We start from the raw sequence: 10,280 nt of genomic DNA on the forward strand, positions 1-10,280 counted from the left end.
AAGCTGAGGCAAGAACCATTTATCTCAATTTAATTTAATTCAAATTAAGATTGTTGACATTTCCATTAACTTCTGGTGTTAATCCTGACGGTCTAGGAGATGACACTGGAGCTAATGGTATCTCTAGCAGAGGTCGATTCACAGCAATCCTCAGGGGTTCTGTTTGCTCCGCTATCTTTAGCTCTGGTGACGAGCCATTAGGTACAATCATCGAAACCGCACTGACAAACATGGCAGCAAGGGCAGCACCACCCCAAACGAATTTTCGGCGATTCCGGCGGCGGTCAATCTTTGAGAAAACTTGCTGTACCAGTTCTTGAGCTGGTTGCTCTGTGGGTGGGACGGGCATGGTTCGGAATGCCTGACGTAGCATCAGCAGTCGATTGTATAATCGTTTGGCATCTGGGTCAGTTGCCAATAGCTGCTGCACTTCAGAGCGCTCTGCTGATGTTACTTCCCCATCAACGTAAGCACTGATTAATTGAAAGCGATTGCGTTTGAGGGAATCCATATCTTTGGCAGATTCCTGCCCATAACTGTTATCAGGGTTAAATTTAGAGGTCATTTTCTCATCACCAACGAGTCATAGTAAACTCCCCACACTAGATCTCCCATATTTTTTATTTTAAGGGAATAACCAATACAGGAAATTCTGCTAATAGATAAAGATCTGATCAAGTAAGTCTGGTAAAATCAGGGGCTTTAGATAAAGATCTGATTAAGGAAGCCTTGTAAAAATTTGAGATATTATTAAGTAACTATACTGATAGTTAGGAATCTAGATAAGCTTGCAGGTGAGATTGCAATCTTGCTCTTGCTCTAGCAATTCTAGACTTAACGGTTCCGAGAGAAGCGCCAGTAATTTCGGCAATTTCTTCATAAGCCATACCTTCGATTTCCCTAAGGATAATGGTAGTACGGAACACTTCTGGCAACTCTGAGATTGCCTCGTGCAGTTGCTCATAAAACTCTCTGGTCGTCATATCTTCTTCTGGACCAGGCTCTGCTGAAGCAATTTCCCAATCCATATCGCCATCATCCATGTGACGTGGTGCATCCAGAGACAGGGGGTGGGCTACCCGCTTGCGTTTGCGTAGCTCATCATAGAACAGATTGGTGGCAATACGGCTTAACCAACCTTTGAACTTGACTGGTTCGTTAAGTCGTTTAATATTACGGTAAACCCTAATCCAGACCTCTTGGGCTAAATCGGATCGATCTTGCCAGTCTGGTGCTAAGTGATACAAAATCTTATCCACGTGGGACTGATACCGACGTAGTAGCTCAGCAAAGGCTGTGCGGTCAGGACTGATCCCTTCCTGACAGCGTAAAACCAAATCATAGTTAGAGAGTTTCTCAGGTTGCACCGGCAGTTGAGGAAGTGTTACCTCTGTTGACCAGGATAGAGAAATTGGTTGACTCATGATTGGAATAGCTTCTAAAACTTTCTTCCTCTCATTGACTCCCAACTTCTGCAATTGGTTCCCGCTCATCGAGCACTAGTCTATCTTATATTTTCACCCTCGTAGTGGACTGAGCCAGCAAACAGCCAATTAACTATTAACTATTAATTAAGTATTCATTAACTATTAATTAAATTAATTATGGCCATCCCTCACTCAATTAACACCACCTTAATGATAGTTTGCTTTGGGTCAGCAGGATTTTTAATCTCAGCTACACTACCACAGCTTAAGCTGAAGCAACTTACACCTGAGATTAGCGAGGTCTTGCCAGCAACCTCTCGGTTGACCATAGCACGACTCGGTACAGATAAGACGCTGACAAAAACTTCTTCAGTATACCCAGAACTAGCACCGTTGTCATCCGAAAAGACAGCCTCAGAAGATCTGGTAGAACCTCAGGTAACACCAAAGAGACTGAAATCAAAAATTCCCAAGGTTTTACCAGCCACCTCTTATCTAACTGACGCAATTGCTGCTATTACTTACCAGGTAGTTGTGGATTTGAGTGATACTACGGTCTACTTGTACTGGGGAGAACAATTGCTCCAGAGCCACCCAATTGCTATTGGTAAACCCGGTTGGGATACACCAACTGGCAGTTTCAAAATTATTCGCAAACAACCCAACCCTATTTGGAAAGAACCGATTACTGGTGAACTCATACCTCCTGGAGCTGATAATCCTTTAGGAGAAAGGTGGATTGGTTTTTGGTCTGACGGACACCATCAAATCGGGCTTCATGGCACTGATGAAGAAGAGCTAATCGGCAAAGCGGTTTCCCACGGCTGCTTACGGATGCTCAACCAGGATATTAAACAGTTGTATGAGCAGGTCAGTCTAGGAACACCAGTAATTGTGAGAAATTAAACATCTCAACTAAAAAATTGTACTTTAAAAATTTTTTTTTAACCATAACCTGTTAAAATTGACTCAACGTAATCCATGTAATCCATTTGAGCGCTGAGGCTTGGGCTCAAAGCCTGGTGCACAGCCCTCTAACATACTACTAATCTGTCCCATCAGATCTTTGCTGGTTTTTTTGCGGATTGCTTGGCGATCAGCGCCAAAATCAGGTCGCTCTAGGTATTTGGCTATGGCATCCTTGACTTGATGGTTAATTAAATCCATTAGGTCTTGCTTTGCTCTTTTACGCTGGTATTGAGCACCTTTTTCGGTAGTGGCATAGAGAGGGGGCAGTCTATTGAGGGCATAGGCAGCAATATCTCCTACCTCCAGAAAGCGATCGCTCTTGTCTTCTATCTTGCTAACTTGATCATATGCTTCGCTTAATACCAACTCTTCCATGACATTGATAAACTGCTTGCGAGCAACTGTAACCACCTCACCAGATAGCAGCGCCCCCATCAGCTTGTCTAATGCCATATATTCTTCTATGGAGAGTTCCGAAGCTGTGTCACAAAGGCGACCGACCTCACTCTCCATCAGGGGAGTTAAGTAGCCATCTTTCAACGCTTTTTCTACAATTTGCTCAATTCTCATGAGTAGATTTAATAGCTATTGATTTAATTGTCAAAATAATTAATAGTATAATCTAGGAATTTAGCTTCGTCTTGATCTGATTAAGCTGATACCGATGGGTGAATCTGGGGGATTTCGTGAAGCGGAGTCAGTGGGTAGTGGGATTTTCTAGTAAAATCAAAAAAAGTAAGTTAGCCATAGGGCTTCATACCATGACTAACTATAAACACGAGGAATTTATGGAGTAGTGGTCAATAACCACTAAATCCGAAAGCAAGCACAAGTTAACAGCTAACCCATAGGGAACCGGCAAGAGGAAAGAAAATTTATCCCTCTTGCCGGTTCCCTTTAACCTTTAAGCTTTACCCTTGATGTAATGGTGCTACTCGTGGCGAATTTAATTCGACGACTGTAAGCGCACCTAAGATTTATCTATGATAATAAATGTGCTGGCTTAGTTATTGTATAGGTGATCCACTTAAGTGATGGGCTGGGGTAAGGTCAATTCACACCTTCCCATCTCCAGGGTACCGGATCAACGGACTGACCGTGAACATAGAGACCCCAATGTAGATGAGGACCAGTGGAAGCACCTGTAGAACCAATGGTACCAATGACCTGGCCAGCTTGAACAAAATCCCCCTCTTTAACTTTAATTTGGCTCAAGTGCAGCATGATACTGAGTACCCCTTGACCATGGTTAATCCCTACAGTGTTACCATGAACCCGGAAACCTTGAGACTCTCGTCCCACTAGTGCTATCCGTCCTGCTGCTGGTGCTACTACTGGTGAACCGAAGCCACCGGCATAGTCAACACCACGATGGTAGTAGTTTTTAGCAAAGACACCGTTGTAGTAGCGACGAATACCAAAAACGCTGGAGACACGAGCATTGTTGGGTCTATAGAACTTACCATTCCAGAATTTTTCTGGGGTCAATAATTTTTTAAACTGGGCAACCCGATTTAATTCAAATTGGGTTGCTGGGGCAGAGGCTTTGCCAGACAGCCGGATGCGTTGGACAGGGAAAGACCGATTTTGAAGTGGTACAGCTATGTTGTTGACTTTACCATCACCAGCCACCCGCAAAACCAATTTTCCTGGTTTATCTAATGGGGTAGTGGGTACTAAAGCTCGATAACGATTTGTCCCTGCTGCAAAGGTAGGATAGGTCTTTTGACCCATAGAAACGGTTGGTGGTGAACCGACTGTTTCAGTTTGAATTACCACTGACAAAGTATCGCCTAACTGGGGATTGTCTGGTTGAACTTGTACCTGTAAAGCTTGCACTGGTTGGCACAGGGCTACAAAACCCGATGCCAGGGCTATTGCTGTCGTTGTAATCAGGCGTTTGGCAAGGTGCTTTGCACTCAGAAGTGGGGTGGGACTAGAAGGAGAATAGTGCTCTAGCCCTGATAGTGAGCCATGAGAGGATAGTGATTTCACTGACTTATGCAAAGTGCGACTATAGATTTTTATTCTTTAGCTACTGGGGCATAGACTATCATTTAGCCCAGTGTGTTTCCAATTCCATCTAGTTTGCAGATGAACGGGACCAAAGAAGATTGAGTCAGGTGCCATCATAAAAGGACATCTAAGTAAGGTCGATAGTCTATCACACTAACGGTTAGGCTAATTCGGTCGATGGATGCTCTATATCAATCAATACCAAACTATGAAATAGTTTTTTTTAAGGGTAACTCACGATTGCCAAACTAAGTCGAGGTTTAAATTAATGGACAGTTGGATCATCAAGCTCCATGACTTCATTGGTGAAATCCCCTTCCTGGTGATTTCTTTAATTACAGCCGTAACATTTTGCTTTTGGTTAATTCCCTACACCACTGATTTGATGGTGAGCTGTGCAGCGGGTCTTGCTGGTGACTATTTAGGGCGCGAGCAACGCACCTTGGTGATTAACTCAAGTACCAACAATCCTGAGTTACTTTTAATGCTTGTCTCACTGGGATTAGGTAGGCTAGGAGGGATAGCTACCCCACTAGGCTCCAATTTTGCCAACATTTATCTTATGTTTATTGTTGCTCCATTATTTGTTTTAGTTAAGTGGTTTTTCAAGAGGGATTTTAATAAAATATTAAATTTATTTACTCTAATCAATCGTGAAAAGAAGTTGGTTATTTGGCATTCAAGCATGTCTTTAACTATGTTTGGATTTGCCAGTATAGCCTATTGGTGCCTAACGGGAGGCTTTCAGTTTAATTATTTATCAGAAGACATCCCATTAAGAACATGGCACTGGTTATTAATCGGAGTGTTTATCTGTATAATTGGGATTGGGATATTTTTGTATTTTGAAAATAACTTGAAAAAGAAGCGCCCAGGATTATTTGAAGATATCACTGAGGAAGATTTTGAGTCAAACTGGTTTAAGTTTTTTTTAGGGACTATATCCCTGACGGTATTATGTTATGTTTTAAATGCCTTATTCTTGGCCTATACTGAACTATATAGTTCAGTATTAAGTCAGTGGTTGGGCTCAGCAGTGTTTGTAGGTTTACATTATTTTATTGGTAGTCTGATATCTTCTTTACCAGAAGCGAATGTGGCAATAAAAAACTATGAACGTCTAACTTCACCGGATCTCAATACAGCCCTAGCATCAGCAAGTCAATCAAATATGACTAATCTTGCCCTGGGATGCTTGGGCTGTATTATCGCAACTATTTTGTTACTGACTGGACTAAGCTATAAGTTGTAAATCAAAAATAAAGGATGAAGTATGAATGCAGAATTTAGAATGAAGAATGAAGAATGAAGAAGGCAGAATGGTAAATTATAATTTATAAATTATAATTTATAAAAGGTTGAAGTTGTGGATCAAGTTTTTAGTTAACCTTGATCCACCAATAAATCCATTTCAGTCTACGAGCCTTGAAGCTTTAGCCTTGAGCTGCCTCTGGCTTTAGATAAGCGATCGCATGATAAGGGATCATGATGGTCTGCTGATCTCGAGTGATCAGACACAGGCAGTTTTGATCTTGCCAGCACAATTGCCCGCTAAAGGAATCTCCAGTGAGAAGTTTTAGCTCTAGGAGTTGTTGGTCTTTGATATAGCCTTGAATTTGACTAATACTGGGCAAGCCGGTATCGAATTGGGCCATAATCACAAAAAATCGTGGGATGTGTGGGAACCCTACCAATCATAACCAATCATACTTGGCCAGGAGGATTTTTGGCGTTTTGGGCAGCATAATTAGAACAAGTCTTTTAATCAGTCGGTAGCTAAATCGGCGAAAATTCGCGAAACGTAAACAAAAGGCTACAAAAGAATTACCATAGCACCAGAGCCGATTAATAGGGAGTTGACTATGGAGTTTACAAAGTACCATGGACTGGGGAATGACTTTATTCTGATTGATAATCGGGATGACCCGGAACCCAGAATAACCTCAGAGCAAGCGCTGCAGCTATGCGATCGCAATTTTGGAATCGGTGCAGATGGTGTGATTTTTGCCCTGCCAGGACAAGAAGGTACTGACTATACGATGCGGATTTTCAACTCTGATGGTTCTGAACCAGAGATGTGTGGTAATGGGATTCGCTGTTTAGCAAAGTTTCTGGCTGATTTAGAGGGGGATAATCACAAAACCCACTATCGGATCCATACCCTGGCTGGGGTGATCATTCCTGAACTCAAGGGCGATGGTAAAGTCAGGGTGGATATGGGGATGCCCCAGCTTACTGCAGCTCAAATTCCCACTGTTTTGGCAGAGGCTGACCAAAAGGTAATCAATACCCCGATCGAAATAGCCGACAAATTATGGGAGGTTACCTGTGTCAGTATGGGGAATCCTCACTGTATTACCTTTGTGGAGGATGCGGATGCCATACCTCTGGAAACCATTGGTCCACTGTTTGAGCATCACTCAGTTTTCCCCCAACGAACCAATACAGAATTTATCCAAGTGGTGCGTCCGGATTATATCAAGATGCGGGTTTGGGAGCGGGGTGCTGGGGCAACTCTCGCCTGTGGCACGGGGGCTTGTGCTGCTGTGGTCGCTGGTGTGTTAACTAACAAAAGCGATCGCATTTGTACCGTGGAGCTTCCTGGTGGTTGTCTCGACATTGAATGGTCCGAAACCGACCAGCGAGTTTACATGACTGGGCCAGCTGAGCAAGTTTTCACGGGTAAACTATCGCAAATCTCCTGATAAGCCCAGATTTCCTGGCTTGAGATCAATCTTGCTTGGAAAACCCTGCTTTAAACTGCTTGACTACCTGATCGAGACCAACGGAATGGGAGGCTTTAAACAATAGACGATCCCCAGGTTGGACAAACCCCAGTAGATGTTCTACTAGAGGATTAGAGTCACAAAAACACTCAACTGGCACGGAAGTAAGACCGGTTGCGATCGCTTCTGCTTCTGGCTCACTTTCATCCACCAAAATCCGCAAGCCATCTAGATTTAGTTGCTCAACCTTTTGACCCACTTGCTGATGAAGTTCACCGGATTTTGTTCCCAATTCCTTCATCGCCCCAAGTACTGCTATATGGCGTTTGCCAGGAGTCTGAGCCAGCATTTCTAGAGCAGCTACCATCGATTCAACTCCAGCATTGTAAGTTTCATCGAGAATCACTACATCGTTAGGTAACTCATAACGCTGGGCTCGACCTGCTGGTAGCTCAACCTTTAAACCATTCCTGAGGGTTTCCCAATCCACTCCCAATAATTTCCCAATGGCTAGAGCTCCGAGATAGTTCAGGGCATTGTGGCGACCTGGGAGGGGGATAGGAAACTCCATGGCCTCTACTTTCAGGATTTCCGGTGCAATCAACTCTCCTTGGACATCACCACCCTCTAAACCATAGGTTATGGTTTGCCCTTGCCAAACCTGAGCTGCGGTATCAATTAGGCGTTGATTGTCGTGATTGAGAACCGCTACACCGTTGTTGGACATATGGGCTAATAACTCACATTTGGCTTTTGCGATCGCTTCCGTAGAACCCAACAGACCAATATGAGCTGTACCCACATTAGTAATCACGCCCATCGTAGGGTTGGCGATGTCGGTCAACTCAGCAATCTGTCCTGAACCACGCATTGCCATCTCGATTACAGCATAGTCATGGTCTGGTGCCAACTCCAGCAAGGTTTTGGGTACACCAATTTCATTGTTGTAATTGGCCTGGGTTTTGAGTACAGTTCCTTTAGTAGACAAAACTGCTGCGATTAGTTCCTTAGTGGTCGTTTTGCCTACAGAACCAGTGACAGCAATGACGGGAATCTGAAACTGGTCACGCCACCACCGAGCAATTTGCTGGTAGGCTTTGAGAGTATTTTCTACCTGAATCAGCGGCAATCCTTCGAGTTGGGTAACCTTAGTCGCCTCAGCAATGACCGCTAATGCCCCCTTCTCTACAGCCAGAGCGGCATAATCATGACCATCAAACTTTTCACCCCGCAGTGCTAAAAATAGTTGACCCGGCTCAAGGTGACGGGTATCTGTGGTAATGCCAGTGAATGACTGTTCCAGGATTTTTTCTGGAATGCTGACTGTCTTGGCGGCGAGAATGTCAACTAATTTTCCTACAAGAAGCCGACACACCATAACCTTATTTTTCTCCCAGTGTCCTAATTGTGCTGTTTTATCTAAACGCTCTATTTTCCAGGTAATTCAATAAGTTTCACATTGTTTTTACTTAATTTTCACAATTTCCACTCATTTGCACAATTAGGTAAAGAGTAGATGAAGATATACTAATACTATAATAGCTCACCTCAAGTTTAGGTGATCATTAGAATATATCTACCGCCGTAGATTAATTGTGATAGGCCAAACTCTCTTTGTGTTAGCTAAGCCATTTAAAGTTGAATTTTCATCTTTTCAAGCCAACCACCATTGATGAGCCCTAGCTTTAGCACCTAGGAGAGCTACCTAAAGTGACCACCTGGAGAGACTCTAAAGAATCGGAAATTCGACATATTAGCTTGCAAGAGCAGCAAGTCTACAATCACTTACTCCAGTGGGTAAGGGTAGAATCACCAAAGCAATCAGTTGAACGCTTCCAAAGGCTCTTCCTGGATGGAGTAGGATACGAAGATTTTGACATCTGGTTGGCCTTGCAAAAGATAGTAATGGATAAGCGGGCTCCGACAGAGTTCCGATTTGTGATCAATCGCTGCTGCCATATTTTGATCAATCACTGGCATCTGAAACCACATTCGAGAAGAGCAGTCCAAGAATTGGTAGCTTTGTTTGATCATGTGCCGCATCCTTTGAGGGTTCACTCTCGGGCTCCTAGACGCCTGCGGGAACTAATGCAGCTGTTCAAAAGAACAGAGCAATATCTAACCTTGCAACGTCTGTCCATAGTAATGAGTGATACACCTCAATACTCTAATGGTTCTAAGCGAGTGGCAAACTTGATTCAGCGGTATCCTTACTTATATGAACATTGCTTACTCAGTGAAGACAGCTCTCAGGAATATCAGCAAACTGTCCGGCAAGTTCAAGCTAGGGTTCAACGGCGCTTTGAGTGTGATTTATCTAGGTACGTAACCTATCAGGTGCGATGCGCCAATGTCAGGCGAAATCGGGCTATGACAACTCCAAAACGAATTATTCAACCAGTGTCAAATCCGACATTGCTGACCGAACGAGAGTTGGCGAGTGCTCTCAAGCAGTTTTTTGGCAAAGTGCAAGGGTCTTACACTTACCAAGATGTTGCTCGTAGCTTCCATACCCACAGTCGGCACACAGCCTATTTCAAAGACTTCAAAGACGATTTATATGAATATTTAGTTGCCTCGATTGACCCAGCCTATGGGAGGCAACAGTTTAACCAGCGATTGTATACTCATTTGCAAAACACCCTGCCTGAATGGGATTACCAAACGCCCAATGAATTTATGGTGGTGCGCACCTGTAGTCAATTGTTAAACTTTTTGGTGGTGGAAAGTCCTAAGCGCCCCAATCACTATACGTTTGTTGATTTGATTACCAATGTAGGAACCACCATTACCACTGGACTATTGCTAAAGATAGTATTGCTCTGCCGTAAAGTCAAGCCCTATTTAGAAAAGCGATTTTCGATTTTGTTTAACCACTACGAGTCCGAAACCAGAAACAGCGTACCTTGGTTAGTCCCGTCTCTGGAAAACTTGAATATTGCCTTGAGTGTCCACTTTGGCTCAGCTGACATCTCCTGCCTTAATCAGATTTTGTGATCGGATTCTGTGAATTGTAGCCTAGCGCTATAACTATAGCGTTGATCAGACCCATCAGGTACACAGGATTTTTTACCACTTCCGACTTCCTTACTCCCTACTCCCTACTCCCTACTCCCTACTCCCTACTCCCTACTCCCTACTC

General features: G+C 43.5%; 10 protein-coding genes. 4 read left to right on the top strand and 6 right to left on the bottom strand.

Annotated elements, in window-relative coordinates:
- Positions 1-34: 34 nt before the first annotated feature.
- Entirely contained in the window at positions 35-565 is a 531-nt protein-coding gene (locus tag AC4II3_RS16170) for an anti-sigma factor family protein (protein ID WP_488010579.1), read from the bottom strand.
- Positions 566-770: 205 nt separating this feature from the next.
- Positions 771-1,424, bottom strand: a complete 654-nt coding sequence (locus AC4II3_RS16175; protein ID WP_488010597.1) for a sigma-70 family RNA polymerase sigma factor — start codon at positions 1,422-1,424, stop codon at positions 771-773.
- Positions 1,425-1,604: 180 nt separating this feature from the next.
- On the opposite strand from AC4II3_RS16175, the gene AC4II3_RS16180 reads away from it, so the two are divergent.
- Positions 1,605-2,333: a L,D-transpeptidase gene (locus AC4II3_RS16180; protein ID WP_488010577.1), complete on the top strand. Its 729-nt coding sequence runs from the start codon at positions 1,605-1,607 to the stop codon at positions 2,331-2,333.
- A 63-nt stretch (positions 2,334-2,396) separates the two neighbouring features.
- Here AC4II3_RS16180 and AC4II3_RS16185 read toward each other — a convergent pair whose 3' ends face one another.
- Together AC4II3_RS16185 and AC4II3_RS16190 are read right to left on the bottom strand one after the other, a co-directional pair.
- The gene (locus AC4II3_RS16185) at positions 2,397-2,966 is read right to left on the bottom strand and encodes a late competence development ComFB family protein (RefSeq protein ID WP_488010575.1); all 570 of its coding nucleotides are present in this window, start codon (positions 2,964-2,966) and stop codon (positions 2,397-2,399) included.
- A gap of 480 nt (positions 2,967-3,446) precedes the next feature.
- Positions 3,447-4,391: a M23 family metallopeptidase gene (locus tag AC4II3_RS16190; protein ID WP_488010573.1), complete on the bottom strand. Its 945-nt coding sequence runs from the start codon at positions 4,389-4,391 to the stop codon at positions 3,447-3,449.
- 289 nt (positions 4,392-4,680) lie between these two features.
- Between AC4II3_RS16190 and AC4II3_RS16195 the strand changes: the two genes are divergently transcribed.
- Positions 4,681-5,664, top strand: a complete 984-nt coding sequence (locus AC4II3_RS16195) for a hypothetical protein (protein WP_488010571.1) — start codon at positions 4,681-4,683, stop codon at positions 5,662-5,664.
- 181 nt (positions 5,665-5,845) lie between these two features.
- On the opposite strand, the gene AC4II3_RS16200 is transcribed toward AC4II3_RS16195, so the two are convergent.
- On the bottom strand, positions 5,846-6,067 hold the full coding sequence (locus AC4II3_RS16200; protein ID WP_488010595.1) for an Hfq-related RNA-binding protein: 222 nt from the start codon (positions 6,065-6,067) through the stop codon (positions 5,846-5,848).
- Positions 6,068-6,268: 201 nt separating this feature from the next.
- On the opposite strand from AC4II3_RS16200, the gene dapF reads away from it, so the two are divergent.
- Positions 6,269-7,117, top strand: a complete 849-nt coding sequence (gene dapF / locus AC4II3_RS16205) for a diaminopimelate epimerase (protein ID WP_488010569.1) — start codon at positions 6,269-6,271, stop codon at positions 7,115-7,117.
- Positions 7,118-7,142: 25 nt separating this feature from the next.
- Here dapF and AC4II3_RS16210 read toward each other — a convergent pair whose 3' ends face one another.
- Positions 7,143-8,516, bottom strand: coding sequence for a UDP-N-acetylmuramoyl-tripeptide--D-alanyl-D-alanine ligase (locus AC4II3_RS16210; RefSeq protein ID WP_488010567.1), 1,374 nt, complete (start codon positions 8,514-8,516; stop codon positions 7,143-7,145).
- Between the two features lie 332 nt (positions 8,517-8,848).
- Between AC4II3_RS16210 and AC4II3_RS16215 the strand changes: the two genes are divergently transcribed.
- Positions 8,849-10,135, top strand: a complete 1,287-nt coding sequence (locus AC4II3_RS16215) for a hypothetical protein (protein WP_488010565.1) — start codon at positions 8,849-8,851, stop codon at positions 10,133-10,135.
- Positions 10,136-10,280: the final 145 nt, after the last annotated feature.

The organism is Moorena sp. (assembly GCF_982860115.1).